Origin of the sequence: Erwinia sp. Leaf53 (assembly GCF_001422605.1) — a bacterium.
GTDB lineage: Bacteria > Pseudomonadota > Gammaproteobacteria > Enterobacterales > Enterobacteriaceae > Erwinia.
Window position 1 is genome coordinate 269,643 of sequence record NZ_LMLK01000023.1, and the last position, 25,394, is coordinate 295,036.

The window sequence follows — 25,394 nt, forward strand, 5'->3', positions numbered from 1 at the left end:
GGTTCCGAATCGGGGCGATGACGCGAGCGTCGTTCGCGGGGCAGGGGAGGTGAGGCTCAATCCTGGATCCGAAAGGCAGCGAGGGGAAATGCGTAATAATTGATAAGAAAGAAAAAATCAGCAATTACGGGCGGGGCCGGGCGGCCCCGCCAGAGAATTACAGCACCAGACCGGCGATGGAAGCGGAGAGCACGCTCACCAGCGTCGAGCCGTACAGCAGTTTCAGACCGAAACGTGACACCACGTTGCCCTGCTCTTCATGCAGACCTTTAATCGCACCGGCGACGATGCCGATCGACGAGAAGTTAGCGAAGGAGACCAGGAACACCGACAGGATACCTTCCGCACGTGGCGACAGGGTACCGGCGATCTTCTGCAGGTCCATCATGGCAACAAATTCGTTAGAAACCAGTTTGGTGGCCATAATACTGCCCACCTGCAGCGCTTCACCGGCCGGAACGCCCATCACCCATGCAAACGGGAAGAAGACGTAGCCGAGAATGCCCTGGAAGCTGATGCCGAAGATGGTGTCGAACAGGGCGTTAATGGCGGAGATCAGAGCGATAAAACCGATCAGCATCGCGGCCACGATCACTGCCACTTTGAAACCTGCGAGGATATATTCGCCAAGCATTTCAAAGAAGCTCTGTCCCTGATGGGTATTGTTCAGCTTCAGATCTTCTTCGCTGTCCACGCGGTACGGGTTGATCAGCGACAGCACGATAAAGGTACTGAACATGTTCAGCACCAGTGCGGCGACCACGTACTTCGGCTGCAGCATGGTCATGTAGGCACCGACGATTGACATCGACACGGTCGACATCGCGGTAGCTGCCATGGTGTACATGCGGCGTTCAGACATTTTGCCGAGGATATCTTTATAAGCGATAAAGTTCTCTGACTGTCCCAGAATCAGCGAGCTGACCGCGTTAAATGACTCCAGTTTCCCCATGCCGTTCACCTTCGACAGCACCGTACCGATGGCGCGGATGATGATCGGCAGGATGCGGAAATGCTGCAGAATACCGATCAGCGCGGAGATAAACACGATCGGGCAAAGCACGTTCAGCCAGAAGAAGGCCAGTCCCTTATCGCTCATATTACCGAAGACGAAGTTAGTCCCCTCTGCGGCATATTTAAGCAGTTTTTCAAACAGATCCGAAAAGCCTTTCACGAATCCAAGGCCGGCTTCTGAGTTCAGGAAGAACCAGGCCAGCACAACTTCAATCACCAGCAGCTGTATGACAAAGCGGACGCGGATATTTTTGCGGTCACGGCTGACCAGTAAGGCCAGCACGGCAACCAGCGCCAGCGCCAAAGCGAAGTGAAGATAGCGGGACATGTATGCTCCAAATTTGAGGGCAGTTATATTTCGTTGCACATTCTATGTAACAAGGAGCGGAAAAACGAGAACTGCGTCGCAATATAACAATTACCTATTGCATGGGATTGCAGAAAAGCTTGAGGCGTCACAGGTTTTTGGCCGTAAACGGCCGTCAGCGTGGTTGATTATCCGCGCAGGGGGGCCTTTAGTGCAATACGCGCTCAATGATGATGAAAAAAACAGCCTGCGTCTGGAAAGCAGATTCTCAATCCCCTACAGTGTCTGAGGACGCATTTTTGCGCCATGCTGACATATTTATACAAATTATAGCCATTGCTATAACTTTTAGCGCTTGCTATTTTGGTGGATATAAAACACCCGATATGCCGGTGTATTCATCACTACGTTGTCAGAACCGGGCGTGAAGCCACGCCAACCAGGGGTAACCACCATGCAGGAAAGTCGTACTGCAGAACAGCGCATCCGCAGCCAGCGAAAAGTCAAATTTGCCCTGATGGGGCCGGCTTTTATCGCCGCAATCGGCTATATCGACCCCGGCAACTTCGCCACCAATATCCAGGCCGGCGCCAGCTACGGCTACACGCTGCTGTGGGTGGTGGTGTGGGCCAATATCATGGCGATGGTGATCCAGCTGATGTCCGCCAAGCTTGGCATAGCTACCGGCAAAAACCTTTGTGAGCATATCCGCGACCGCTATCCGCGCCCGCTGGTGTGGTTCTACTGGGTACAGGCGGAAATCATTGCCATGGCCACCGACCTTGCGGAATTTATCGGCGCGGCAATCGGCTTTAAACTGGTGTTTGGCGTCAGCTTACTGCAGGGCGCGGTGCTGACCGGCGTGGCCACGTTCCTGATCCTGATGCTGCAGAACCGCGGGCAGAAACCGCTGGAGCTGCTGATCGGCGGCTTGCTGCTGTTCGTTGCCGCGGCCTACATTATTGAACTGTTCTTCTCGCAGCCCAACGTGGTCGAGCTGGTGAAAGGGATGGCGATCCCGTCACTGCCGACGGCGGACGCCGTGCTGCTGGCGGCCGGGGTGCTCGGTGCCACCATTATGCCGCACGTCATCTACCTGCATTCGTCGCTGACGCAAAAGGATGAAGGCGGCACGCGCGGCGAGCGCTACAGCGCCACGCGGATGGATGTGGCGGTCGCCATGACCATCGCCGGTTTCGTTAACCTGGCGATGATGGCCACCGCCGCCGCCGCTTTCCACTTTAGCGGCCACAGCGGCGTGGCCGAGCTGGAGGAGGCGTGGGTCACCCTCGACCCGCTGCTGGGCCGCTCCGCCGCGCTGGTGTTTGGCCTGAGCCTGCTGGCGGCGGGGCTCTCCTCGACGGTCGTCGGCACCATGGCAGGCCAGGTGGTGATGCAGGGCTTTATCCACTTCCATATCCCGCTGCTGGTGCGACGGGTGATCACCATGCTGCCGTCGTTTATCGTGATCCTCTCCGGGATCGAGCCAACGCGCATTCTGGTGATGAGCCAGGTGCTGCTGAGCTTTGGTATCGCGCTGGCGCTGGTGCCGCTGCTGGCCTTTACCGGCAACCGTCAGCTGATGGGCGACATGACCAACTCGCGGCTGATGCAGAACATCGGCTGGCTGATCGTCATCCTGGTGGTGATCCTGAACGGCTATCTGCTGGTATCGATGCTGCGCTAGGCAACGCTGCGATCGTCACCACCTGCGCTGATGGCGTTACCTGAGCTCATCCGGGGAAGACCTGAACCCTTACGCAAAAAAGCGGCTCCTGATGAGCCGCTTTTTTTTAACTGCGCAACGCTGTCACTCGCATGATGCCTTAGCGATGGCGTTCAGTTAGCTGCGCCATGATGCGCTGTGCTGTGGGTTAATGGTGACGACGCCACTCCTTTTCGTGATGGCGACGTTCTTTCTCGTGGTGACGCCACTCGCGCTGCCGCTCACGCTCGTGCCAGCGGCGCTCTTTTTCCCACTGATGATGGCGGCGCATCTGCTCATGGCGTCGCCATTCGGCGTGCCGCCACCAGCGCCCTTCGTCGTAGCGGTAATTATTCTTCCACCAGCCCCGGTCGCGCCAGCGGCCGCCGTCCCAGTAGCGGCCACGATCGTCCTGGTCGCCTAAATGGAGGGTGACGCCGGGCAGCAGTGAAATGCTGGCACCGGTGGCCTGTGCTGTGTTGAAAAGCGGAAGTGCTAAACCTGCCAGCAGGCTGGCAATAATCAGAAAGCGTTTCATTGTTTCTCCTTATCAGCGGCATAACGTCACCGCTCTGACGGGGAGAGTATAAGGCGTCGTCCGGTGAGACTATCTGGCTGATTCTGAAAAATCGGCCCCGGCGCGGATTTAAGAGTTGTCTGGAGAAGGTCTCTGGACACAGGGCGGGGTTCACTGCGCTGCTACAGACGTTATGACAACGTGAAACCGGCTGGGCAGATCGGCCGGGAACTAACGGGTAAGCACAGGTCCGGATACGCTGAAAGTGCAAAACAGCCTGGTAACAGGTCCGGGAGCCGTCAGATTTCAGGCTCCCGTCAGCCTGGGGCATAAAGCAGGATTCAGGGCAGCCTGTCAGGGCCCATCGCCCGTAACAGACTGCAAAGAATACGGTTTCGCTCAGAGGATCGTGTCAGCCCAGAATAGCGTCGATCTGCGCCAGCTCCTGCTCGCTAAAGGTGCGCTGCTGCAGCATGCCCAGCGCATCGTCGATCTGGCTGACCTTGCTGGCACCGATCAGCACCGAGGTCACGCGGTCGCCGCGCAACACCCACGCCAGCGCCATCTGCGACAGCTTCTGCCCGCGCTGCTGCGCCAGCGCGTTCAGGCGGCTGACCTTATCCAGCGTCTCCGGCGTTAAGCGGTCGCTGCTGAGGAACGGGCTGCCGCTGGCGGCGCGCGAGTCCTGCGGAATACCGTTCAGATAGCGGTCGGTAAGCATGCCGCCGGCCAGCGGTGAGAAGGCGATTGAGCCAACGCCCTGCTCAGACAGCACGTCCAGCAGGCCACCTTCCGGCGCGCGGTCAAACATCGAATACTTCGGCTGGTGGATCAGGCACGGGGTGCCCAGCTGTTTCAGCATCGTAATCGCCTCTGCCGCCAGCCCGGCCGGGTAGTTGGAAAGCCCGACGTACAGCGCCTTGCCCTGACGCACGATGTGGTCCAGTGCGGTCATGGTCTCTTCCAGCGGGGTTTCCGGATCGGGACGGTGGTGATAGAAGATATCCACGTACTCCAGCCCCATGCGCTTCAGGCTCTGATCAAGGCTGGAAATCAGGTATTTACGTGAACCCCAGTCGCCGTAAGGGCCATCCCACATGGTGTAACCGGCCTTGCTGGAGATCACCAGCTCATCGCGCCACGGGCGAAAGTCTTCGCGCAGGATGCGGCCAAAATTCTCCTCGGCGGAGCCGGGCGGCGGGCCGTAGTTATTGGCCAGATCGAAATGCGTGATACCGTTATCAAACGCGTGGCGCAGCAGGTCACGGCTGTTATCGACGCGGGTGCTGTCACCAAAATTGTGCCATAACCCAAGAGAAATCGCCGGAAGCTTAAGGCCACTGCGCCCGCAGCGGTGGTAGGTCATGCCGTCATAACGATGTCCATCTGCCTGATAAAACATAATATTATCCCATAAAAAGAAGATGAGTCCGGTAACGCAGCGGTTTAGTGTATACGTTTACACTATGCGAAAGCGCGCGGCAGATCGCAACTCAGAGACTTTGTAGCGCGTAACGCTGGCTTGCCAGTTTTGCCGTGGGAATTCTGCGGCTGTCGCACGTTCGATTGCGGCCAGAGGTCTGATTATCGCAGATACTCAAAGCGTTAGCTCAACCGGAGAGTGTGCGATGAACAGCTATACCGTTAGCGACTATCTGCTGGCCCGCCTGAATGAGATCGGCATCGATCATCTGTTTGGCGTGCCCGGTGACTACAACCTGCAGTTTCTCGATCACGTGATTGCGCATCCGCAGCTGGCGTGGGTCGGCTGTGCCAACGAGCTGAACGCCGCCTACGCGGCAGACGGTTACGCCCGCTGCCGCGGCGCAGGGGCCCTGTTGACCACCTTCGGCGTGGGGGAGCTGAGCGCGCTGAACGGCGTGGCCGGCAGCTACGCCGAGTATCTGCCGGTGGTGCACATTGTCGGTGCCCCGGCGCAGGCCTCGCAGCGCAGCGCGGAACTGCTGCACCACACGCTGGGCGACGGCGACTTCCGCCACTTTCTGCGTATGCATCAGGAGGTGGTGGTCGCCAGCAGCGTGCTGACCGCCGACAACGCTGCGGCGGAAATTGACCGGGTGCTGGTCTGCGCCCTGCGCGAGCGCCGCCCGGTCTACCTGCTGCTGGCGACCAACGTAGCGGCCAGCCGCATCCTGCCGCCGGTAACGCCGCTGGATCGCGCTCAGAGCGTGGATAGCGAACAGCTGCAGGCTTTTAGCGTGGCGGCAGAGCGGCAACTGGCCGCCGCTCAACGCGTTTCCCTGCTGGCCGACTTTCTCGCCGACCGGGCGCAGCAGCGCGAGCGGCTCAGCGCCTGGCTGAGCGAGGTGCCGATGCCGTTTGCCACCCTGCTGATGGGCAAAAGCGTGCTGCCGGAGTCGCTGTACGGCTTTGCCGGCACCTATGCCGGCCGCTGCAGCGCCCCGGCCACCCGCGAGGTGATTGAACAGAGCGAGGTGATTATCACCGTCGGCGTTAAGTACACCGATACCATCACCGCCGGTTTCACCCAGCAGATCCCCGTGGAAAAAAATATCGACGTTGGCCTGTTCAGCAGCCAGGTCGCCGGCCGCGAGTTCAGCGGCATCCCGATGGCGCAGGCGCTGGCGGAGCTGCACCGGCTGGCGCTGCGGTACGGCAGCGGGTGGCAGCGGCAGATTATTGCCCCGCCGGAGATGGAGCAGGAGGACGCGGACGACCTGACCCAGCGGGGGTTCTGGCAGGCGATACAGGCCTTCCTGCGCCCCGGCGATATCCTGCTGGCCGATCAGGGCACCGCCGCGTTTGGCGCGGCGGCGCTGCGTCTGCCGGCGGAGGCGCGGCTGGTGGTACAGACGCTGTGGGGATCGATCGGTTACACGCTGCCCGCCGCCTTTGGCGCGCAGACGGCCGACAGCGGGCGCCGTACGATCCTGATTATCGGTGACGGGGCCGCCCAGCTGACCATCCAGGAGCTGGGCAGCATGCAGCGCGACGGGCTGCACCCGCTGATCTTCGTGCTGAATAACGACGGCTACACCGTCGAACGGGCGATCCACGGTGCCGAACAGCGCTACAACGACATCCCCGGCTGGGACTGGACGCGCCTGCCGCAGGCGATGCAGCTCGGCAGCCAGGCGCAGTGCTGGCGGGTGACCCAGGGCGTGCAGCTGCACGGCGTGCTGGAACAGATTGCGGATGCCTCGCGCCTGTCACTGATTGAGGTGGTGCTGCCGCAGCAGGATGTTCCGCCGCTGCTGGCGGCGGTGACGCAGTCGCTGGAGCAGCGTAACAGCGTGGAGTGAGGGCGGCAGTTGTTGTTTTGCCTGCAGATACTTATAGTAACGCTCATTCTTTTCAGCGGAGCTAAACCACCATGACGCAGTTTGCCCTAGTCGGCGACGTCGGCGGCACCAACGCGCGTCTCGCGCTGTGCGAGATCGAAACCGGGGCCATTTCACAGGCCAAAACTTTTTCAACCTCTGATTACGCCAGTCTGGAGGCGGTGATCCGCACGTTCCTGGACGAGCAGAAGCTGGAGATCCGCGAGGCGTGCATCGCTATCGCCTGCCCGATTACCGGCGATCGGGTTGAGATGACCAACCATGACTGGAGCTTCTCCACCCGCGAGATGCAGGGCAACCTTGGCCTGCATCAGCTGGAGATCATCAACGACTTCACCGCCGTTTCGATGGCGGTGCCGATGCTGTCTGCCGACGATCTGCTGCAGTTCGGCGGCGGCGCGCCGGTCAAAGACAAGCCGGTAGCGATTTACGGTGCCGGTACCGGGCTGGGGGTGGCGCATCTGGTTCACGTTGACCAGCGCTGGGTCAGCCTGCCGGGCGAGGGCGGCCACGTTGACTTCGCTGCCAACAGTGAAGAAGAAGACCAGATTCTGGAAGTGCTGCGCGGCGAGCTGGGCCACGTCTCCGCCGAACGCATTCTGTCGGGCGGCGGGCTGGTTAACCTCTACCGGGCGATCGTCAAATCCGATGACCGGGTGCCGGAACCGCTGAAGCCGCGCGACGTTACCGAACGCGCGCTGGCCGACAGCTGCACCGACTGCCGCCGCGCGCTGGCGATGTTCTGCGTGATTATGGGGCGCTTCGGCGGCAACCTGGCGCTGAACCTTGGCACCTTCGGCGGCGTCTATATCGCCGGTGGCATCGTGCCGCGCTTCCTCGAATTCTTTAAGGCCTCCGGCTTCCGCGCGGCCTTTGAAGATAAAGGGCGTTTTAAAGCGTACGTTGCCGATATCCCGGTGTACCTGATCACCCACGATCAGCCGGGCCTGCTGGGCGCCGGTGCGCACCTGCGCCAGGCGCTGGGCCGCGTGCTGTAAGCCTAAGCTTCGCCAGCCGCTGCGCTACAGGCGCATCAGCTGGCGGAAGGCTTTCACCTTGCTGCGGCTGACCGGCACCTGAAACTCCAGGTCGCGAAGCTTGAGGATATAGGTGCTGTTAAACCAGGGTTCGATCTCGCGGATCTTGCTGATATTGACGCAGTACGAGCGGTGGCAGCGGAAGAATTCCGCTTCCGGCAGCCGGCTGCAAAACTCGCTGATATTCACCGACATCACATACTCTTCCCGCCGCGTATAGACAAACGTCAGCTTCTCATGGGCTTCCACGTAGTAGATATCATTGATATCGGTAACGATAATCCGCTCATCCTTCACCAGATTGACGGTGTGCGCCGCCGGGCGTGACGCCGCGCTGCTCAGCGGCGGATGCTGCTGGCTGTGGCTCTCCAGCTTGCGCAGCAGGGTGATGATGCGCATCTCGTGATACGGCTTCAGTATGTAGTCAAACGCCTCCAGCTCAAAGGCGTCCACCGCATGCTCTTTGTAGGCGGTAATGAACACGATCAGCGGTTTACTGGCAAACTTGCTGATATTTTGTGCCAGCAGCATGCCGTCCAGCGACGGAATGTTGATGTCGAGAAAAATCACGTCCACCTGGTGGGTCTGCAGGTACTTCAGCACCTCCAGCCCGTCGTCAAAGGTGGCGACAATCTCGATCTGGCTGTGCTGGCGCACCAGCCAGCTCAACTCCTGCTGGGCGAGGAACTCATCCTCAACGATAATCGCTTTCATATGTTTATCCGCCTCAGACCGACAGCGTTACGCGTGGGTTTCCCGGCAGCAGGTCGCCGTTTTTACTCACGCAGAAGGAAATTTCGGTACCGGGATTCAGGCGCTGAATGGACAGCCCCTCGCCATATAACAGGCGGACCCGGTGGTGAACGTTAAGCAGGCCGATTTTATTGCCGGGCAGCTCGTTGTTTCTCACGCGCGCCATCACCTCTTCGCTGATGCCGTTGCCGGTATCGCGCACGGTAATCCGCACCCGATCGCCGAGGTCGTTGATGCCGAGCGTCACCACGCCTTTGCCGCGGCAGGGGTGGATGCCGTGCACGATGGCGTTCTCAATCAGCGGCTGGATCAGCAGACTGGGCAGCGAGCAGCTGACGTCCTCTTCAATATCGTAAAATACCGACAGCTTGTCGCCGAAGCGCGCCTGCTCAATGGCGATATAATCCATCACCTGATACAGCTCTTTCTTGATATCGATTATCTCATCGTCATTCAGCTCAAGGTTATAGCGCAGATAACGTGACAGATTGGTGATCAGCTGGCGGGCGGTGTCCGGATTGAGGCGGATCGAGGCGGAAATTGCGTTCAGCGCGTTAAACAGGAAGTGCGGGTTAATCTTGCTCTGCAGCGCGCGCAGCTCGGCTTTATTGGCCATTTCCCGCAGCTGTTCGGCGCGGGAGACCTCCAGCTGGGTGGAGATAATCTGCGACAGCCCGACCGCCATCTCCTTCAGTGACCAGGTGATACGGTGCGCGTGGCGGTAGTAGATTTTCAGCGTGCCGGTCACTTCGCCTTTTTCCCACAGCGGGATGACGATCATCGAGTGGATTTCCGGCGTGCGGTGCGCCTCATCATTGTTCTTAATGATGATTTTACCCTCGGCGATCGCCGTGGCGGTGGTCGGGCTGATGCCGTCATCGCCGTTATGGTAATTTTCCTCGCCGACGCCGACGTAGGCGAGGATCTGCTCTTTACTGGTCATCGCTACCGCGTCGGCGTGAATATCCTCGCGGATAATGGCGCAAATCTGGCTCAGCGACTGGCTGTTGACCTGACGAAACAGCGGCAGGGTTTTATTGGCGATATCCAGCGCCAGTTTGGCCTGGCGGGCGGCTATCGCCTCGCGCTCTCCCTCCACGCTCTGCACCAGCAGCACGATAATGCCGATGCTGGTGGTGCCGAGGATCATCGGCAGCGCAATATCGCTGACGATCGCCACCCCCAGCGAGGTCGGCGTCGCCCACAGCACGATCAGCAGCATGGTCAGCGATTCGCACAGCATGCCGCCGAGAATACCCACGGTCCAGCGCTGCTCCCTGAGCACCTTAAGGTTGATCCAGCCGGAAATAATGCCGGCGGTGATGCTGGTAATCAGGCAGGGCACCGAGGTGACGCCGTGGATGTCGATCAGGAAACGGTGGGTGCCGGCAATCACCCCGGTGGCGATGCCGACCCAGGGGCCGAACAGAATGCCGCCGGACATAATGGCGATGGTGCGCACGTTGAGCAGCGAGCCGTCGACGTTGACGCCGGTCCAGGTGCTGAACAGCGCGAACAGCGAGAAGATGGCGGTGACCGCCGCCAGCTCCTGACGGGAGTGCTCCTCCTTTTGCAACAGCTGACGAAAATGGCGGGTGCGGGTGATAAAAAACAGGCAGATTAGCATCAGCGCTGCGCGATCAAACACGGCGAGCAACATCTCAAACATCGAATGCACGGGCGTCTCGGCTGGCGGAACAGAATAGGCCTATGATAGGGAAAGCCAGCGTAATCCGCTACTTCATCTGCCGTTCTCCCGTCACCGTAAGATCGGCTGGCGTAAGGCGGCCGTGAAAATCCGTCTCAAAATCGTCCGCCACGTCGTCCAGCTGCTGGCCGGTTGAAAGATCTGAACATGCTCCGGCAGCGCCCTGCGCAGCCGCGCGGCGATCGGTCGAATCGCGTCCGGAATATTGTCGATTCTGAGACGGGTCATGGTCGTTCTTCGCGAAGTTATCTGCGATGATGGTCCACTACACGACGAAAAGCGGCAGGTAATAGAGAGGCATTTTCGTTGAGACTTCCCCTTTTAGTGAGCAAAAAATGCAGCTGAACAGTGAACGACTGACTCTGAGCCTGATGCAGCCGACAGACTGGCCGCTGTTCCTGCAGATCCACTCTGATCCGGTGTGCATGGAATTTATCAGCGCCGTACCGCAGCTGGCGGATATTCGTCAGCGATTCCAGGACCGGCTGGCACCCTGGCAGGTGACCAGTTTTCATATGCTGTGCCTCGTCATCCGTCGGCGGCAGGACGGGCGGTCGCTGGGGATGATCGGCGTTACCGCCGAGTGGGCACCGTACCGCCAGGCAGAGATCGGCTACACCCTGTGCAGCGACGCCTTTGGCCAGGGCTACGGCACGGAAGCACTGGGGGTGGTGAGCCGCTGGCTGTTTGCCGACTGTGAGTTTCACAAGCTCAAGGCGCAGGTGGTGGAGGGCAACAGGGCATCACGCCGGGTGCTGGAAAAAAACGGTTTTGAACTGGAAGGCACGCTGCGTGATAACTACCTGCTGCGCGGCCGCTGGGTCAACGACTGGCTGTTCGGACGCATCAATCCCGGCGAATAAAAATTTTAATCAGCCTCTCGACAGCGGTTCCGTTCTCCGGTTATGTTCATTGCTCGACCACCGCAGTGGTCAGCGTCGCTCGGATGGTCCGGGCGCTAACGTTAAGAGAGAAAATAACTATGGCTGATAACAGCTCCGCTCGCCGTTTTTCCCGTATTGAACGCCTGCCCCCTTACGTATTTAACATCACCGCCGAACTGAAAATGGCCGCGCGCCGACGCGGCGAAGATATTATCGATTTCAGCATGGGTAACCCGGACGGCCCGACGCCGCCGCACATCGTGGAGAAGCTCTGCGCGGTGGCGCAGCGTGACGACACCCACGGCTACTCAACCTCGCGCGGCATTCCGCGCCTGCGCCGGGCGATCTCGCGCTGGTACGCCGATCGCTACCAGGTGGAGATCGACCCGGAATCGGAAGCGATCGTCACCATCGGCTCGAAAGAGGGGCTGGCGCACCTGATGCTGGCCACGCTGGATCACGGTGATACGGTACTGGTGCCGAACCCCAGCTATCCGATTCATATTTACGGCGCGGTGATCGCCGGGGCACAGGTGCGTTCGGTGCCGCTGGTGGCCGGCGTGGACTTCTTCAACGAGCTGGAACGGGCGATCCGCGAAAGTTATCCCAAGCCGAAAATGATGATCCTCGGCTTCCCGTCTAACCCGACCGCGCAGTGCGTGGAGCTGGACTTCTTCGAGCGGGTGATCGCGCTGGCGAAGCAGTACAACGTGCTGGTGATCCACGACCTTGCCTATGCCGACATCGTTTACGATGGCTGGAAAGCGCCGTCGATTATGGAGGTGCCGGGGGCGCGCGACGTGGCGGTGGAGTTCTTTACCCTGTCGAAAAGCTACAATATGGCCGGCTGGCGTATCGGCTTTATGGTCGGTAACAAAGAGCTGGTGGCGGCGCTGGCACGCATCAAAAGCTATCACGACTACGGCACCTTTACACCGCTGCAGGTGGCGGCGATCGCCGCGCTGGAGGGCGATCAGCAGTGCGTGCGTGATATCGCCGAGCAGTACAAGCGCCGCCGTGACGTGCTGGTGAAAGGGCTGCATGAGGCGGGCTGGATGGTGGATAACCCGAAAGCCTCAATGTACGTCTGGGCGAAAATCCCCGATCGCTATGCGCAGATGGGCTCGCTGGAGTTCGCCAAACTGCTGCTGGAGAAGGCCAAAGTCTGCGTTTCGCCGGGCATCGGCTTCGGTGATTATGGCGACACCCACGTGCGCTTTGCGCTGATTGAAAACAGCGATCGCATTCGTCAGGCGGTCAGAGGAATTAAGGCGATGTTTCGAGACGACGGCATTGCCCCGCCGGTGGCAAAACCGGGCGCGGAAGAGGGCTGAGAAACGTTGCGGGGCAGGCCACGGCTTGCCCCGCCGTTTTACCTGCTACAGCATCAGGTAAAATGTTCCTGCCCAGATAAACAGGATAAAAGAGATCCCCATCATCGCGTATTTCACGTACTGCTCCTCTGCGCGGTTACGGCAATGGCGATCCCGGACCTGCGTAACGCGAACAGAATCGATCCCGGCCGGGCAGAGCACCACGGTAGCGGGATCGGGTCGCCGTGAGTAACTCACGGCAGGATCGTCGGCTAATCTACCCGCAAACCCTTGCAAAATAAAGATCATCTTGCTGCGATCTTTATCACATTTATGGCATCTCTAATTCAGGCACCACCGACATCCCCACGCGCAGCCGGGCCAGATCGGCTTGCCCTTGATCCAGAACGATTTTTACCGGCAGCCGCTGAACCACTTTGGTGTAATTCCCGGTGGCGTTGTCGGCGGTAATAGCGGCAAACGTCGAACCGGTGGCCGGCGCGATGCTGTCCACATGACCACGCAGGGTCACCCCCGGCAGCGCATCCACGATGATGCTAACCGGCTGCCCCTGGCTGACGTGCGCCAGCTGGGTTTCAAGGAAGTTTGCCAGCACGTAGCTCTGCTGCAATGGCACCACCGCCAGCATCCGCGTACCGGCCGACACCCACGCTCCCTGACGCAGCGCGCGCTGGCCGACGGTACCGGCGATCGGCGCGGTAATGCGCGTATAGGAGAGGTTAAGTCTGGCCTGGTCGACGCTGGCGGTCGAGACGGCGATATCCGCCTGCGCCTGCTTCAGGCTGGCCTGCAGCACCGCCACCTCTTTACGGGCGGCCAGCGCGGCGGCCTGATACTGCTTCACCTGGGCGGCGGCGCTGAGCATGGTCGAACTGGATTTCTGCTGCTCATCGGCGGTGGCGGTGCCGCTTTTCAACAGCTGACGGTAGCGCGCCGCGTTTTGCCCGGCATAGCTCAGCGAGGCCTGGCTGGCGCTGACCGCCGCTTCCGCCTGGGCGATGCTCGCCTGCTGCTGTTCCAGCTGCGCCTGCACGCTGCTCAGCTTCGCCTCGCTGACCTGCAGGCTGGCTTCGGCGGTTTCCAGCGCCACGCGGTAGTCGCGATCGTCCAGCGTGGCCAGCACGTCACCGGCCTGTACCTGCTGGTTATCACGCACGTTGACCTCACGGATATAGCCGGAGATTTTCGGTGCCACCAGCGTGTAGTCGGCGCTGACCACCGCATCATCGGTGCGGTAGCTGTGACGGTTGACGGCGAGCCAGACCCACCACGCGGCCGCCAGCAAAATCAGCAGTAACAGAACGAGGAGGGCGGTGCGTTTCGCAGGTGTAAAGCTCATTATTATGTTCTCGCGGATGGCATAACGGGGGATAAAAGGGTTTGTGGCGGCCAGACGCGCTTCGGCAGCCAGGCGGTCAGCAGCACCAGCAGCAGCGCGAAGCCGATAATCATCAGATAGGCGTCGCTGATGCTAAGGATCGTCGCCTGGTGCCTGAGCAGCGTGCTGAAGTGGCCAAGGTTTTCCGCGGAGCTCACCGACCCGTCGGCCAGCAGCGGCCGCAGCGCGCTGGCGCTGTTGGCGTCTGCGGCGGTCAGCAGCCACGGGCGGTTACCCAGTCCGTCGACCAGCACCTGCGAGTGAAATTTCTCGCGATGGCTGAGAAAGTTCTCCACCAGGCTGCCGGCCGCCACGCTGGAAAAACCGCGCACGGTGTTAAACATCGCCGACGCAAACGGCCCTTCCGGCGGCTGTACCACGCTGGTGGCGCTCATCAGCACCGGCAGGATCAGCATCGGCTGGCCAAAGGCCTGCAGGCTCTGGATCAGCCAGAAGTTCTGCCGCGCCCAGTCGCCGGTCAGCTGGCTGCCCAGCAGGCAGGAGAGGATTATCAGCCCGGCACCGGCGGTCAGCACCCAGCGACAGTCGATCCAGCGCAGATTGAGCAGCGACGCCACCAGCGGCGCAATCAGCAGCTGCGGCAGGCCAATGGTCAGCGCCAGTGGGGCAAACTCCGCGCTGCGGAAGCCGGCCACCTGGCCAAAATAGGCGGAAGGCAGCGCAGAACCGGACAGCGACACCATCAGCACCCCGGCCAGCACCAGCAGGCCGTGGGTGAGATTTTTCCGCGCCAGCATCTGCAGCTTAAACAGCGGCAGCGGGTGGAACCATTCGTTAATAAAGAACACCAGCAGCAGCGCCAGCGAGGCCAGCAACATGCCGCTAATCAGCGGCGAATCCCACCACTCCAGCCGCTCCCCCTGGGTGAGTGACAACACCAGCAGGGCGATGCCGCTGCAGCCGGTCAGCGCGCCCAGCCAGTCGGCCTGACGAAAGCGCTCCAGCCGCAATGGGTCCTGCGGGATGCCCCAGCCGACCAGCAGCGCGGCAATCAGGCACGGCGGGATCACCTGCCAGAAAGTGAACTGCCAGCCGACCGAGTCGGTCCACAGCGCCGCCAGCGAAGTGGCCATATTCGGGCCGAAGGTGGCGGTCAGCGCATAGGCCGCCAGGCCATACAGCTTGATGGTCGGCGGCAGAAAGCGCAGGGCGACCGTCATCAGCATCGGCGGCAGCGCGCCGCCAGACAGACCCTGCACCACCCGCAGGCCGATAAACAGCGTCGGGTTAACCACCAGCGGCTGCAGCGCGGCCAGCAGCGCAAATGCCAGCGTGATTACCAGCGTAAAACGGCGCAGGGAAAAGGTCACCGCCAGCCAGGGTGCCAGCATCATCATCGCCACTTCGGCGGCCTGGTAGGCCGAGGTGATCCAGCTGCCGGCGTCATAGTCGATGCCGATCGCCGCACGGATATCGGCCAGAGCAATGTCGGTGACGCGATCGTTTAAGCCGGAACAGAGCGTCGCCATCAGCACGCCGACCAGCCCCAGCGCCAGGCGAAGCGAAAAGGGATGCGGCGGCGGCAGCACCGCGGGCTGGGGATTCATAGCAGGACTCCGAAATTTTCATTATCGATGCAATGTATTGCATCGTGGTACATTGGTCGTGAATATTACAGCGTGATTCGCTGTATTGCAATGTGGTACAGCGTGTCCGGACGTGCATTTAGTGGTAAAGTGGGCTGCGATAGCAAGGAAAGAGACTTTTTTATGGCTGAATCTGCACAGTGCCGCGATGATGATAAGACCAGTGGAATTCAGGTCATCAGCCGCGCGGCCAGAATTCTTGATGCGCTGGGCGCGACACCGAACGGCATGAGCCTCGGTGAGATCGCTCAGGAAGTTGATTTACCGCGTTCCACCGTGCAGCGCATCGTCAGCGCGCTGGATTCGGTGCAGCTGGTGCGCAGCAACGGTACTGCCGGTGGCGTGCGTCTCGGCCCGGCGCTGCTGCGCCTGATTGCCAGCGTGCATACCGACGTGGTGGCCATTGCCCAGCCGTGGCTGCAGGCGCTCTCTGATGCTACCGGCGAAACGGTGTCGCTGGCCAGGGCCAGCGGCCTGCAGCTGGCGATCGTGCATTACGTGGTCGCCGACCGCGAACTGCGGGTGGTGCCGCGTATCGGCATGAATCTGCCCCTGTACAGCACCTCCGGTGGCCGGGCGCTGCTGGCGCTGGAAGATGACGCCGCCGCGCGTCAGCTGGTTGGTGAAGCCTACGAGGCGATGACCGACCTGACGGTGCGCGACTTCCCGGCGCTTACCGCTCACCTGGCGGAAATCCGCCGTACCGGTCTGGCCTATGACCGCGGCGAAACGCTGGAAGGTATCTCCACCATGGCGGTGGCCATCGATACCATCCTCGGGCGCTTTTCCATCAGCCTGCTGATCCCCGGCGCGCGTTTCGCGCAGCATGAAGCGCGTAACCGCGCCGAAATTCTCAAATGCAAACTGGCGCTGATTGACGAAATCGGCAAAGCCGCTTTACGGGATTAAGGAGAGGGATATGAAAACGTTACTGGTCGCCGTTGATAATTCGCCGGCGGTGCGCAAGGTGGTGTCGCTGGCGGCTGAACAGGCGCTGGCGCAGCAGGCGAGGGTGGTCGTGCTGTGCTGCGTGGATGCCAGCTATGCGGTTAGCGGCATCAACGAAATTGAAGCCGGTGAAGATCCCGGCGACTTCAGCCTGGCCCAGGACGAGCAGAACACCGCTGAATCGGTGGTGCGTGGTGCGCTGGCCGAACTGCAGCGCGCCGGGATCAACGCCCGTGGTCGCGTGGTCGCCGGTGAGTCTGCGGATACTATCGTCGCGCAGGCGCGGCTGCTTGATGCAACGATGATTATCATGGGCCGCCGCCACCTCTCGCCGTTTAACCGCCTGTTAAAAGGCTCGTGCAGCGCGGCGGTGATCGAACGCGCCGGCTGCCCGGTGCTGATTGACGTCCGCGCGGACTAACCCTCACTCTCCGGGCCTGCCCAAACGGCGGCCCGGCTCAGGATATTTTTTGTGAATCATTACGCAATCCCCGTTTCACTCCTCAGTGCGGCAATCTGGCTGCTGCTGGTGTTCTGGCTGCTGAAACGCGCCAGAATAAGCCGTATCGCGGCGCTGCTGCTGGCGGTGTTACCGCTACTGGCGGGTAATCTGCTGTTTTACGGCTGGCTGCAGCCCCAGCAGCAGCGGGCCGTCGCGATCGCCGATGCGCAGGCGCGGCTTGCCACGCAGCCGGTGTGGCGGATTATCAAAGTACAGCAGCCTGCGCTTTGGCAGCAGGCGAACGAGCAGCTGGTCAGCCAGCTGCGCGCCGGGGTGCAGGAGAAACAGGCGACTGACGGCCTGCGTCCGCTGATGGCCGAGTTGCTGAACCAGCGCGTCAACGACGCGCGTGATGAAGATCTGCTGCGCTATATGCAGGTGGTGCTGGAGGAGATGCAGCAGTTTAAACAGTCCGGCTCCGGGCTGTGCTTCCGTTACCTGTTCCCGCAGGTTGAGGGAGGCGTCAGCGTGGCGGAGGTGTTACCCGCCGGGCTGGTGGCCCGGGAGATGCGGGCAATGGACAGCCTGCTGGCTAACAGCCAGGCTGGGCAACCTTTCGATGCGTCGCTGGGGCGCAGCCAGCTGCAGACGGTGGTGGCAAAACTCTATGCGCGCTGGGGCAGCGATCTGCAAACGCTGAACGCACCGGCGGAAGCGGATGTGGATCGGGGTAAGTTATGCGATATGACTATCGACCTTTATCAGTCGGTTCTGGCACTTCCTGGTAAAGATGCTGCCAGTGTTTTACGTATAATTATTAGTGGAACAGGTAGTTGATTCCAAAAAAAAGCCCGCTCGCCGCGGGCATAAAACAGTCTAATTTTAGTAACAAACCTTGGTGTTGTGCAGACAACTCGCGATGTCTGAGTGCATAGTCGCACCGCAGCGCGGATAACGCTAAACGTCTTCCCGTATCAATTCCATCGGTAAAATTTTGCATTGCTTATCTTTTATCCGGCACAGGGCGGATTGCCGCGTGCGTGCCACGCCGGTTAAAGGTAAAGGAGTGCAAATAGGCCATTGTCTGATAGGCGCAGAAGACCGGGTTGTTATCATGTTGCACTGCAAGAGGGGAGCCATGATGAAAAAATGTATTACGTCCGCGCTGGCACTGTTATTACTCAGCGGTTGTACCGCCAGTAAGCCCGGCGCATTTGAAAAAGTGGATGAAGATCCGGCGGTAAATACCGTGCAGTATCGTTTTGACCCGCAGAAGGTGAATCGTACGGCGATGACGCAGGACGTTGAACGTTATTGCAGCGACCGCGGGTTTGATAAGGTTGAAGCGCTGAATCCACAAGAGAGCAACGTGCCCGGGCTGATGAAAGCCTGGTATCAGTGCAACTATCAGATAAAAAGTTAAAATAAGCAGGGCGGGGAAATCCCCGCCCAATTTTTTACTGCTTTTTTTATTATTGCCGTGTGCAGGCTTTGCCCGCGTCGGGTGAATGACTCACCCGGAAATCCTTAGCGGTGCCAGCCGCCGCGCGGGCCACCACCATGATGTCCGCCCCCGTGCCAGCCACCGCCGTGCCAGCCGCCACCGCCGCCGTGGTGAGGCGGGGCAACAATACAGCCGCTGAGCATCACTACCAGTGCCAGAACAGAGGTCGCTTTGATTATATTTTTCATGATACTTCTCCTGCGCTTTTGCAATGAATACAAGATTACGCCAGGAAAGTGGAGGAATAATGCAGCGAATGTCGAGTTACTGGAAAAGGTATTTCAAAATAATTCAGCAGAAGGGCATTGAAAAGGAAAGGTAGGATTGTTGAATAAGAATAAGATGAAAGCAGTGAGCCGGTGGTGAGAATAATCCCAAATATCAGCGGTCGTCAACTAAAACCCTTTATGCCGCAGGACGAAATAAGCCCGCACCGTAAACGATGCGGGCGGGAAAATTACTGAGCGCGGGCATGCTGCAATTCAGCACGCTCCTCCACCGGTTTATGCGGCAGGCGGATGGTGGCAGACATCAGCAGTGAGATTACCAGCAGCGCCATAATCAGGCTGAAGGTGACCGTAAAGCCGCCAAACAGCGAGGCGATCAGCGAGCCGAGCACGCTGCCGATACCAAACCCGAGGTAGAGCAGGCCGTAGTTTTTAGTCAGATTATTCAGGCCAAAGAAGTCACTGACCAGGGAAGGGTAAACGGTAATGGTGCCGCCAAAGCTGAACGCCACGCAGGCCACGGCGATAAAGAAGCGCGTTTCATTCATCTGGCCGAACAGCAGGATGCTCATCCCGGCCAGCGACACCACCTGCGCAATGCTGATCACCCGGATACGCGCCATCTTATCTGACAGAACCCCGAGCACCAGGCGGCCGCTGAGGTTGGCAATGGCGATAATGGTCACCGCGCTGGCGGCAGTAGCGGCGCTCAGGTGCACCAGGCTTTCACCAATATCCTTCGCTACGCCGATCACATACAGGCCGCTCATGCAGGCGGTCAGGAACATCAGCGCCAGCATCCAGTACTGCGGGGTGCGCACCGACTCGGCCAGCGAGTAATCCCGTGCGGTATGTGCCAGGCTGGTGCTGGCCTTCAGCTTCGGTGCTTCGGTCATCAGCAGCGCGCCGCAAACGATCAGGGTCATCGCCATCGCGCCCCAGATCATAAAGGTGGTCTCCAGGCTGAAAACGCTGAGCAGATAGCTGCAGATAAACTTAAAGCCGAGGCTGCCAAGACCGTAGGCACCGATAGCGCAGGCGGAGATCATCCCTTTGCGTTCCGGGAACCACTTCACGCAGTTGGAGAGCGTCATCAGATACCCCGCACCGTCGGCCAGCCCTACCAGTACCCCGGCGCTGATATAGAGCATCCACAGACTATTTGCCTGGGAGGTCAGCATCAGGCCGATCGCCATCAGCACCCCGGCCCCGATAGTGACGTTACGCACGCCAAAACGTTCCTGCAGCTTGCCGGCCAGCGAAGAGGCGACGGCCAGGCCGAGGCTCAGCAGGCCAAAGGCCAGCGCCACCTGGCTGACCGTGGAGTCCAGCTTCTGCGACAGCTGGCCGTTAAACAGGCTCCAGGTGTACACCGAACCCAGCGCAAACTGGGTGATGATGGTGCCGCACAGGGTAAACCAGCGGGTGCGGTGGCTGCCAGGGCGTGGGGTTGATCGACTCATGGGTTTCTCCCGGGGAAAATTAAAAAACTTCACTGGGGCCATGATAAAACGCCGCTTGCCGCGGACGGCTGCAGACGGCATGAAATGCCGTGGTGAGGGAATGAAATGCATATTTGGCACCATGAATGACATTGACCGTTTTTTTCGCTACCGCAGCCTGTGGGTAATAGTTTGATCTGCATCAATTTATTGAAAAAGCTAAAGCTTTCCCCACCCCCGGCCGATGATCTCTTTTGCAGATTGCGCATAAGGCGCTGCGCAAAAGGCCATTACAACAACTTATAAGCCTTTTACTTATCTCTGATCGGGTGTTTTCACTTTCATTAGCAAGGAAATCATTATGTCGTGGGTGCCGGTTCGTTTATCAGGGAAATTAACTGCAGGCGGGGTTCTGATGCTGCTGCTGACCCTGCTTATTGTCTGGCTGGCGATGGTGCTGCGCGGTCAGCCGCGGGTTACCGATGCCAGCAACCGGTTGATTGAGCAGAGCGGGCAGAACATCGTCGGCCAGCTTAACCAGCAGCTGCTGCGGATTGAGGGGGAAGCGGTGAGCCTTGCTCGGCTGGCTGAGGCGGTGCCGCACGATGAGGCGCTGGTCAGGCAGCTGCTGCCGGGGCTGATTAACAGCAGCGGCGATAAAAATATTGCCGGCGGTGGCATCTGGCCGGAGCCCGCCGCCTTTACGGCCGGCGTGGAGCGCCGCAGCTTCTTCTGGGCGCGTAACCCGGCCGGTACCCTCGACTACTCCGACGGCTACAACGACCCGGCCGCCAGCAGCTACCACCAGGAGAGCTGGTACACCGCTGGCCGCCAGGCCGCCGCCAATCGCTGCAGCTGGTCTGAGGTTTACCAGGACCCGGTCTCAAAGGTCAATATGGTTACCTGCAGCGTGCCCTGGCAGCAGGCGGGCAAGTTTGCCGGCGTCGCCACGCTGGACGTGCTGCTGGATAACCTCTCCGCCTTTATGCAGCAGAGCGGCGGCGTCACCGGCGGTTACGCCTTTGCGCTGGATGCCGCAGGTAACGTGCTCTGGTTCCCTGGGGTAAAAGCGGGCGAGCTGGGTAAGTTCAGCACGCTGGTGCAGCAGCAGCGCTGGCTGGAGCCGGTGGCCAGGGCGCTGCCGTCGCTGGCGGCGACGCCTGCCATCATCAACGCTCTGCAGGATGGCTACCTCGGTCAGCAGAGCCAGCTGACGCTGTTCCGCATGCCGGGCACCGGCTGGGTGATTGGCCTGGTCACGCCCGAACGGCAGGTGACGGCGCTGTCGCGCAACATCATGCAGGATATTTTTATGCTGCTGATCCCGGCGATGTTGCTGCTGCTGCTGGCCTCGTGGTTTATCGCCCGTAAGATGTCGCAACGGCTGGAGTCGACCCGTCAGGCGCTGGACGATATCGCCCACGGCGACGGCGATCTGACCCGCCGGCTGGATACCCGCGGTAACGATGAGATCGCGCAGATAGCCGACTCATTCAACCAGTTTGTCGATAAGATCGCCGGGGTAATCGTGCGGGTCCAGGCCAGCGGCCTGCACGTTGCGCACAACGCCAGCGGGCTGGAGCTGAGTAACCAGGAGCTGACCGATAAAATCAGCGCCCAGGCGGCCGCGCTGGAGCAGAGCGCAGCGGCGATGGAGCAGCTGAACGCCACCGTACAGCAGAATGCGGTTAACGCCCGGCTGGCGGATGAGTTCACCGAGCAGACGGCGGCGATCGCGCAGACCAGCAGCGAAGCGATGCGTCAGCTGATCGATACCATGGAAACCATCAGGACCTCCTCCGGTCAGGTGGGCGAGATCCTCAGCGTGATTGACGGTATCGCCTTCCAGACCAATATCCTGGCGCTGAACGCGGCGGTGGAAGCCGCCCGCGCCGGCGAACAGGGGCGCGGCTTTGCGGTGGTGGCCGCCGAGGTCAGAGCGCTGGCCCAGCGCAGCGCCACGGCCGCCCATGAGATCAAGGCGCTGATTGGTCAGTCTGACGGCAACGTGCTGACCGGCAGCCGGCTGGTGGAGGGGGCGGGCCGCCAGCTGGCCGACCTGGTGAAGGACGTGCATAAGGTGAAAGAGGCGGTGGGCGAAATTCGCATCGCCGGCGACGAGCAGAGCAAAGGCATCGCCGAAGTCACGCTGGCGGTCTCGCAGATGGAGCGCAGCAATCAGCAAAACCTGATGCTGATTAACCAGACCGCGGAAAATACCCACGCGCTGCACGCCGAAGCCTCACAGCTGGCAGAGGATATCGCGGTATTTAAAGTCGCGTAAACAGGTTGGATAAATGAGTAACCTGTATTAATAACATCCCCGCGTAATAGCGGGGTTTTTTATGCAATCGGTGAAAATCAAAATCTATTTTGCGTGCAGTGTCGTAAATAATTTTTTTTCGGGTTTGAAAAATCAGTGCGGGTGGTAGGGTGGCTTTTTAGCGCACTGAGGTGAAGGATGGAAGAGGTTAACCGCGTCAGTAACATTATTGATGAATATGAGGAGAAGATTGCCCGTGCCACTCTTCTGTATCAATATAAGACGAGTCGTTATCAGGATGTTCTTGAGACGTTAAAAAATCTTGAGAGCAACGTGCTTAAGCTTTTTTCATCACTGAGCATTTTTGTCACGGTATTTGTGATTATTATCCGCTATAACACCGGGGTCCTTCTGCATGTGGCTCCTTCACCCGCGCAGGCCGCTGCACTGACGGCAGCAGGCGTGGCCTTCGTTACTCTTTGCAGCGCCTGGTCTTATGTATTCAGAGCTGTTGCATCCGCCAATCGGGCCGAATTTCCTCTTGAAGAGGTGGATGATGATTTTCATAATGAAGATCGGGAGCGTACTCTTTCATTACTGATTAACTGGTACTCAGCAGTGATTAAAGACGTTGAGGTTCAATATAACGCGAAGTCGTTACTGGTCGGAAAAGCATTTAATGATATGATTTTTACCGGCTGTGGGTTTATTGTTTTTGCTGTTTTCATCTATTTTATCAATATTGCCTGAGGAATTGGTTATGTCTATCCCTGAAAAGCTTGACGAAACTAACAGTTTTCTCGATCTTGATAATGGCGGCAAGCGTACGTTATTGCCGGCTATCGCCCGTGGTTATCTTGGCGAATTCAAAAAACCCATTTCTCACCACAAAAAGTCAGGCCTGTTAGGTAACTATAAAGACCTGCTGGCGTGGGAGAAAGAACAGAAGGCGCTGAAAAAGGCGCAGCGCGGGCCGCGAAAACCGCTGAAACAGGTGCTGATGGAGGCGCTGAAACGTTTATTTTAGCCGTCGTTCGCCTGGCGGCCAGCGATCCCGCAGGCCGTCAGGCTTGAACCCCCGGCTATCATTGGGCATCATTCCTCCTCGCTGGAAATTATGGAGGCATCATGCAGCATCTGGAATCACTCCTCGGGCACGTCGGTATCGTGCTGACCCCGACCACCTCGCCGCTGGTTATCTTTGGCATCATCCTGTTCACCGCGCTGCTGGTTCACCTGATCCTGCACCGCGTGGTGCTGCGCACCTTCGAGAAGCGCGCCGCCGCCAGCAGCCATCTCTGGCTGCAGGTGATTACCGGCAATAAGCTGTTCCAGCGGCTGGCGTTTACCCTGCAGGGGGTGATTGTCAACGTGCAGGCGCTGCTGTGGCTGCAGCCGGGCAGCGACGTGGCGGCGATCGTCACCACCTGTGCCCAGCTGTGGGTGATGGTCTTCGCGCTGATGGCCTTTTTCTCGCTGCTGGATGTAATCTTCGGCCTGTCGCACCGCTTTGCTTTTGCCTCACAGTTTCCGCTGAAGGGCCTGTTTCAGGGGATAAAGCTGCTGAGCGCGATTCTGCTCGGCATTATGATTATCTCGCTGCTGATCGGTAAATCACCGGCGATCCTGATCAGCGGGCTGGGCGCGATGGCCGCGGTGCTGATGCTGGTGTTTAAGGACCCGATCCTCGGGCTGGTGGCCGGTATTCAGCTGTCGGCGAACAGCATGCTCAAGCTCGGCGACTGGCTGGAGATGCCCAAATACGGTGCCGACGGCGCGGTGACCGATATCGGCCTGACCACGGTGAAGGTGCGCAACTGGGATAACACCATTACCACTATTCCGACCTATGCGCTGGTTTCCGACGCCTTCAAAAACTGGAGCGGCATGTCGGCCTCCGGCGGGCGACGCATTAAGCGCTGTATCAACATTGATACCACCAGCATTCGTTTTCTCACCGAAGATGAACTGCAGCGGCTGACCCGTGCGCGGCTGCTGCAGCCCTATCTGGCCGAGCGCAGCGAGCAGATCGCCAGCTGGAACGTCGATAACAAGGCGGATGATTCCGCGCTTAACCAGCGGCGGATGACCAATATCGGCACCTTCCGCGCTTACCTTAACGCTTATTTACGTCAGCATCCGCGCATCCGCCAGGATATGACGCTGATGGTGCGCCAGCTGGCGCCGGGCGCAGAAGGGCTGCCGGTGGAGGTGTATGCCTTTACCAGCACCGTGGTGTGGCTGGAGTATGAGAGCATTCAGGCGGATATCTTCGACCATATCTTTGCGGTGGTCGACGAGTTTGGCCTGCGCATTCACCAGTCACCGACCGGCAGCGATCTGCGGTCGCTGGCGGCGCTGCGGCAGGGGGAGTAACAGGTGAGGATAGGGTAAATGGCCTGCCGTTCTGCCGTTACCCGCCGCCAGGCGGCGGCAGGTAACGGCAGGGTGGGGGGCAAGCCTGAGATCAGGATCTGCGCGGCGGCTGTTGCGCCTGCAGGCGCTTCAGCAGGTCATCCAGGCCGCTCTCCACCAGCATCTCTACCGCCTCACTGCGCGTGGTTTCGCTCAGCCGGACGATGCGGTCGATTTTACGCAGCACAGACATGCGCAGCGACAGCGAGACGGCTTTTTTCTTCTCTTTATCCAGCGACACGTGGCTGACCTGTTCGCTCTGCTTCAGCCGGGCGTTCACCTCCAGCGCTTCGGTCATGCGCCGCAGGTTCTTTTTATCCAGCTGCCCGGCGACGGTCAGCTGGTAGGTGTGGCTGGCGCGGCTGTACCTGATCTCGGCCGACCAGGTGTCGCGCAGCTCTTTCAACGCCCGCGTCAGGGTCGGTTCCGAACAGTCGAGATCGTTTAAAATCGCGGTTGCCGAGACGGGTTTGCCACTGCCGAGCAGTGACGCTAACCGGTAAATACGTGCCTGACGGGTACTCAGCTGCATGTTCTGTAAACGCCTGCGTTAATAGATGAAGGTGATGTGGCGCCCTCCTGGCAT

Annotated in this window: 25 protein-coding genes; 13 read left to right on the forward strand and 12 right to left on the reverse strand. The window is 59.7% G+C overall.

The window, feature by feature from the left end; translation table 11 throughout:
• Window positions 1-157: 157 nt before the first annotated feature.
• Window positions 158-1,342, reverse strand: a complete 1,185-nt coding sequence (locus ASF13_RS17445; RefSeq protein ID WP_056239175.1) for a NupC/NupG family nucleoside CNT transporter — start codon at window positions 1,340-1,342, stop codon at window positions 158-160.
• Window positions 1,343-1,775: 433 nt separating this feature from the next.
• Here ASF13_RS17445 and ASF13_RS17450 point away from each other — a divergent pair, with 433 nt between their 5' ends.
• Window positions 1,776-3,008, forward strand: a complete 1,233-nt coding sequence (locus ASF13_RS17450) for an Nramp family divalent metal transporter (protein WP_056239178.1) — start codon at window positions 1,776-1,778, stop codon at window positions 3,006-3,008.
• A 187-nt stretch (window positions 3,009-3,195) separates the two neighbouring features.
• On the opposite strand, the gene ASF13_RS17455 is transcribed toward ASF13_RS17450, so the two are convergent.
• Entirely contained in the window at window positions 3,196-3,564 is a 369-nt protein-coding gene (locus tag ASF13_RS17455; RefSeq protein ID WP_056239184.1) for a DUF2502 domain-containing protein, read from the reverse strand.
• 391 nt (window positions 3,565-3,955) lie between these two features.
• The gene (locus tag ASF13_RS17460; protein ID WP_056239186.1) at window positions 3,956-4,945 is read right to left on the reverse strand and encodes an aldo/keto reductase; all 990 of its coding nucleotides are present in this window, start codon (window positions 4,943-4,945) and stop codon (window positions 3,956-3,958) included.
• 226 nt (window positions 4,946-5,171) lie between these two features.
• Here ASF13_RS17460 and ASF13_RS17465 point away from each other — a divergent pair, with 226 nt between their 5' ends.
• Together ASF13_RS17465 and glk are read left to right on the forward strand one after the other, a co-directional pair.
• A complete protein-coding gene (locus ASF13_RS17465) occupies window positions 5,172-6,827 on the forward strand; it encodes an alpha-keto acid decarboxylase family protein (protein ID WP_056239189.1) in 1,656 nt (551 codons plus the stop codon).
• Between the two features lie 71 nt (window positions 6,828-6,898).
• Window positions 6,899-7,864 carry a glucokinase gene (gene glk / locus ASF13_RS17470; protein ID WP_056239193.1) on the forward strand — a complete coding sequence of 322 codons (966 nt, stop codon included), beginning with the start codon at window positions 6,899-6,901 and terminating at the stop codon, window positions 7,862-7,864.
• Between the two features lie 24 nt (window positions 7,865-7,888).
• Here the strand turns inward: glk and ASF13_RS17475 are convergent, their stop codons facing one another.
• From ASF13_RS17475 to ASF13_RS24455, 3 genes are all read right to left on the reverse strand, one after another.
• Entirely contained in the window at window positions 7,889-8,617 is a 729-nt protein-coding gene (locus ASF13_RS17475; RefSeq protein ID WP_056239195.1) for a LytTR family DNA-binding domain-containing protein, read from the reverse strand.
• A 13-nt stretch (window positions 8,618-8,630) separates the two neighbouring features.
• A complete protein-coding gene (locus tag ASF13_RS17480; RefSeq protein ID WP_056239729.1) occupies window positions 8,631-10,316 on the reverse strand; it encodes a sensor histidine kinase in 1,686 nt (561 codons plus the stop codon).
• A gap of 99 nt (window positions 10,317-10,415) precedes the next feature.
• A complete protein-coding gene (locus tag ASF13_RS24455) occupies window positions 10,416-10,592 on the reverse strand; it encodes a hypothetical protein (protein ID WP_156365610.1) in 177 nt (58 codons plus the stop codon).
• 107 nt (window positions 10,593-10,699) lie between these two features.
• On the opposite strand from ASF13_RS24455, the gene ASF13_RS17485 reads away from it, so the two are divergent.
• Together ASF13_RS17485 and alaC are read left to right on the forward strand one after the other, a co-directional pair.
• Window positions 10,700-11,227, forward strand: coding sequence for a GNAT family N-acetyltransferase (locus ASF13_RS17485; RefSeq protein ID WP_056239198.1), 528 nt, complete (start codon window positions 10,700-10,702; stop codon window positions 11,225-11,227).
• A 119-nt stretch (window positions 11,228-11,346) separates the two neighbouring features.
• A complete protein-coding gene (gene alaC / locus ASF13_RS17490) occupies window positions 11,347-12,582 on the forward strand; it encodes an alanine transaminase (RefSeq protein ID WP_056239201.1) in 1,236 nt (411 codons plus the stop codon).
• 45 nt (window positions 12,583-12,627) lie between these two features.
• Here the strand turns inward: alaC and ypdK are convergent, their stop codons facing one another.
• From ypdK to ASF13_RS17505, 3 genes are read right to left on the reverse strand one after another with little or no spacing between them, the layout of a single operon-like run.
• Complete coding sequence (ypdK, locus tag ASF13_RS25390) at window positions 12,628-12,870, reverse strand: membrane protein YpdK (RefSeq protein ID WP_056239204.1); 243 nt, start codon at window positions 12,868-12,870, stop codon at window positions 12,628-12,630.
• Between the two features lie 22 nt (window positions 12,871-12,892).
• A complete protein-coding gene (locus tag ASF13_RS17500) occupies window positions 12,893-13,921 on the reverse strand; it encodes an HlyD family secretion protein (protein ID WP_056239208.1) in 1,029 nt (342 codons plus the stop codon).
• Between the two features lie 2 nt (window positions 13,922-13,923).
• Window positions 13,924-15,528 carry an MFS transporter gene (locus ASF13_RS17505; protein WP_056239211.1) on the reverse strand — a complete coding sequence of 535 codons (1,605 nt, stop codon included), beginning with the start codon at window positions 15,526-15,528 and terminating at the stop codon, window positions 13,924-13,926.
• 162 nt (window positions 15,529-15,690) lie between these two features.
• Here ASF13_RS17505 and ASF13_RS17510 point away from each other — a divergent pair, with 162 nt between their 5' ends.
• The 4 genes from ASF13_RS17510 (at window position 15,691) to ASF13_RS17525 (ending at window position 18,380) form a co-directional block, all read left to right on the forward strand.
• Window positions 15,691-16,476, forward strand: coding sequence for an IclR family transcriptional regulator (locus tag ASF13_RS17510; protein ID WP_056239215.1), 786 nt, complete (start codon window positions 15,691-15,693; stop codon window positions 16,474-16,476).
• A gap of 10 nt (window positions 16,477-16,486) precedes the next feature.
• Window positions 16,487-16,936 (forward strand): universal stress protein, encoded by a 450-nt coding sequence (locus tag ASF13_RS17515; RefSeq protein ID WP_056239218.1) that lies wholly within the window; start codon window positions 16,487-16,489, stop codon window positions 16,934-16,936.
• Between the two features lie 51 nt (window positions 16,937-16,987).
• Complete coding sequence (locus ASF13_RS17520) at window positions 16,988-17,794, forward strand: hypothetical protein (RefSeq protein ID WP_056239222.1); 807 nt, start codon at window positions 16,988-16,990, stop codon at window positions 17,792-17,794.
• Between the two features lie 304 nt (window positions 17,795-18,098).
• Window positions 18,099-18,380 carry a hypothetical protein gene (locus tag ASF13_RS17525; protein WP_056239733.1) on the forward strand — a complete coding sequence of 94 codons (282 nt, stop codon included), beginning with the start codon at window positions 18,099-18,101 and terminating at the stop codon, window positions 18,378-18,380.
• A gap of 104 nt (window positions 18,381-18,484) precedes the next feature.
• Here ASF13_RS17525 and ASF13_RS24800 read toward each other — a convergent pair whose 3' ends face one another.
• Window positions 18,485-18,649 carry a hypothetical protein gene (locus ASF13_RS24800; RefSeq protein WP_200929793.1) on the reverse strand — a complete coding sequence of 55 codons (165 nt, stop codon included), beginning with the start codon at window positions 18,647-18,649 and terminating at the stop codon, window positions 18,485-18,487.
• Between the two features lie 269 nt (window positions 18,650-18,918).
• Entirely contained in the window at window positions 18,919-20,151 is a 1,233-nt protein-coding gene (locus ASF13_RS17530) for an MFS transporter (protein WP_056239226.1), read from the reverse strand.
• A 340-nt stretch (window positions 20,152-20,491) separates the two neighbouring features.
• On the opposite strand from ASF13_RS17530, the gene ASF13_RS17535 reads away from it, so the two are divergent.
• The 4 genes from ASF13_RS17535 to ASF13_RS17550 all read left to right on the forward strand — a co-directional run bounded on the left by ASF13_RS17535 (window position 20,492) and on the right by ASF13_RS17550 (window position 24,769).
• Complete coding sequence (locus tag ASF13_RS17535; protein WP_056239228.1) at window positions 20,492-22,414, forward strand: methyl-accepting chemotaxis protein; 1,923 nt, start codon at window positions 20,492-20,494, stop codon at window positions 22,412-22,414.
• 177 nt (window positions 22,415-22,591) lie between these two features.
• Window positions 22,592-23,143, forward strand: coding sequence for a hypothetical protein (locus ASF13_RS17540; protein WP_056239230.1), 552 nt, complete (start codon window positions 22,592-22,594; stop codon window positions 23,141-23,143).
• 10 nt (window positions 23,144-23,153) lie between these two features.
• Complete coding sequence (locus ASF13_RS17545) at window positions 23,154-23,420, forward strand: hypothetical protein (RefSeq protein WP_056239232.1); 267 nt, start codon at window positions 23,154-23,156, stop codon at window positions 23,418-23,420.
• A gap of 101 nt (window positions 23,421-23,521) precedes the next feature.
• Window positions 23,522-24,769, forward strand: a complete 1,248-nt coding sequence (locus ASF13_RS17550; RefSeq protein ID WP_056239235.1) for a mechanosensitive ion channel family protein — start codon at window positions 23,522-23,524, stop codon at window positions 24,767-24,769.
• Between the two features lie 91 nt (window positions 24,770-24,860).
• Here ASF13_RS17550 and ASF13_RS17555 read toward each other — a convergent pair whose 3' ends face one another.
• Window positions 24,861-25,340 carry a hypothetical protein gene (locus tag ASF13_RS17555; RefSeq protein ID WP_056239237.1) on the reverse strand — a complete coding sequence of 160 codons (480 nt, stop codon included), beginning with the start codon at window positions 25,338-25,340 and terminating at the stop codon, window positions 24,861-24,863.
• Window positions 25,341-25,394 lie beyond the last annotated feature (54 nt).

What these genes read in the sequence shown, in the direction of transcription:
- ASF13_RS17445 (WP_056239175.1), bottom strand. Translation starts at nt 1,342, where the DNA reads ATGTCCCGCTATCTTCACTTCGCTTTGGCGCTGGCGCTGGTTGCCGTG.
- ASF13_RS17450 (WP_056239178.1), top strand. Translation starts at nt 1,776, where the DNA reads ATGCAGGAAAGTCGTACTGCAGAACAGCGCATCCGCAGCCAGCGAAAA.
- ASF13_RS17455 (WP_056239184.1), bottom strand. Translation starts at nt 3,564, where the DNA reads ATGAAACGCTTTCTGATTATTGCCAGCCTGCTGGCAGGTTTAGCACTT.
- ASF13_RS17460 (WP_056239186.1), bottom strand. Translation starts at nt 4,945, where the DNA reads ATGTTTTATCAGGCAGATGGACATCGTTATGACGGCATGACCTACCAC.
- ASF13_RS17465 (WP_056239189.1), top strand. Translation starts at nt 5,172, where the DNA reads ATGAACAGCTATACCGTTAGCGACTATCTGCTGGCCCGCCTGAATGAG.
- glk (WP_056239193.1), top strand. Translation starts at nt 6,899, where the DNA reads ATGACGCAGTTTGCCCTAGTCGGCGACGTCGGCGGCACCAACGCGCGT.
- ASF13_RS17475 (WP_056239195.1), bottom strand. Translation starts at nt 8,617, where the DNA reads ATGAAAGCGATTATCGTTGAGGATGAGTTCCTCGCCCAGCAGGAGTTG.
- ASF13_RS17480 (WP_056239729.1), bottom strand. Translation starts at nt 10,316, where the DNA reads ATGTTGCTCGCCGTGTTTGATCGCGCAGCGCTGATGCTAATCTGCCTG.
- ASF13_RS24455 (WP_156365610.1), bottom strand. Translation starts at nt 10,592, where the DNA reads ATGACCCGTCTCAGAATCGACAATATTCCGGACGCGATTCGACCGATC.
- ASF13_RS17485 (WP_056239198.1), top strand. Translation starts at nt 10,700, where the DNA reads ATGCAGCTGAACAGTGAACGACTGACTCTGAGCCTGATGCAGCCGACA.
- alaC (WP_056239201.1), top strand. Translation starts at nt 11,347, where the DNA reads ATGGCTGATAACAGCTCCGCTCGCCGTTTTTCCCGTATTGAACGCCTG.
- ypdK (WP_056239204.1), bottom strand. Translation starts at nt 12,870, where the DNA reads ATGATCTTTATTTTGCAAGGGTTTGCGGGTAGATTAGCCGACGATCCT.
- ASF13_RS17500 (WP_056239208.1), bottom strand. Translation starts at nt 13,921, where the DNA reads ATGAGCTTTACACCTGCGAAACGCACCGCCCTCCTCGTTCTGTTACTG.
- ASF13_RS17505 (WP_056239211.1), bottom strand. Translation starts at nt 15,528, where the DNA reads ATGAATCCCCAGCCCGCGGTGCTGCCGCCGCCGCATCCCTTTTCGCTT.
- ASF13_RS17510 (WP_056239215.1), top strand. Translation starts at nt 15,691, where the DNA reads ATGGCTGAATCTGCACAGTGCCGCGATGATGATAAGACCAGTGGAATT.
- ASF13_RS17515 (WP_056239218.1), top strand. Translation starts at nt 16,487, where the DNA reads ATGAAAACGTTACTGGTCGCCGTTGATAATTCGCCGGCGGTGCGCAAG.
- ASF13_RS17525 (WP_056239733.1), top strand. Translation starts at nt 18,099, where the DNA reads ATGAAAAAATGTATTACGTCCGCGCTGGCACTGTTATTACTCAGCGGT.
- ASF13_RS24800 (WP_200929793.1), bottom strand. Translation starts at nt 18,649, where the DNA reads ATGAAAAATATAATCAAAGCGACCTCTGTTCTGGCACTGGTAGTGATG.
- ASF13_RS17530 (WP_056239226.1), bottom strand. Translation starts at nt 20,151, where the DNA reads ATGAGTCGATCAACCCCACGCCCTGGCAGCCACCGCACCCGCTGGTTT.
- ASF13_RS17535 (WP_056239228.1), top strand. Translation starts at nt 20,492, where the DNA reads ATGTCGTGGGTGCCGGTTCGTTTATCAGGGAAATTAACTGCAGGCGGG.
- ASF13_RS17540 (WP_056239230.1), top strand. Translation starts at nt 22,592, where the DNA reads ATGGAAGAGGTTAACCGCGTCAGTAACATTATTGATGAATATGAGGAG.
- ASF13_RS17545 (WP_056239232.1), top strand. Translation starts at nt 23,154, where the DNA reads ATGTCTATCCCTGAAAAGCTTGACGAAACTAACAGTTTTCTCGATCTT.
- ASF13_RS17550 (WP_056239235.1), top strand. Translation starts at nt 23,522, where the DNA reads ATGCAGCATCTGGAATCACTCCTCGGGCACGTCGGTATCGTGCTGACC.
- ASF13_RS17555 (WP_056239237.1), bottom strand. Translation starts at nt 25,340, where the DNA reads ATGCAGCTGAGTACCCGTCAGGCACGTATTTACCGGTTAGCGTCACTG.